Annotated in this window: 1 protein-coding gene; it reads right to left on the bottom strand. The window is 56.5% G+C overall.

Annotated elements, in window-relative coordinates; translation table 11 throughout:
- Positions 1-278, bottom strand: a 278-nt coding sequence (locus EN859_RS37805; protein ID WP_348632982.1) for a type I restriction-modification system subunit M N-terminal domain-containing protein, incomplete at both ends; no start/stop codon positions are given.

Raw genomic sequence — 278 nt, 5'->3', positions numbered from 1 at the left:
GTGACCAGATAGAGGAGGTTGGCCTTGGCAAGCCGTTCGACTTGGGTGTAGAAATCGAAGCGCTCGAAAATATCGCGCGCAGCAGGCGAGAAGGCTTGAACGTAGGCGTAAAGGTTCTGCCGGATATTGTCTTGGTCGCCTAGCAGCTTCACAAGGTCAAGGGGAGACGTGTTGTAAAACGATTGGCCGGCCTTCCGGACGAGAAACGGGTCGGGGTTCAAGCCAGCCTTCGTTTTGGCGTCAAACTCCGCGAGGACCGCAGCCTTGGTGGTTTCCAG

This window comes from Mesorhizobium sp. M00.F.Ca.ET.216.01.1.1, from assembly GCF_004010325.2.
Lineage (GTDB): Bacteria > Pseudomonadota > Alphaproteobacteria > Rhizobiales > Rhizobiaceae > Mesorhizobium.
The sequence above is the reverse complement of the archived record's forward strand: the minus strand, read 5'-3'. Positions and strand labels throughout refer to the sequence as shown.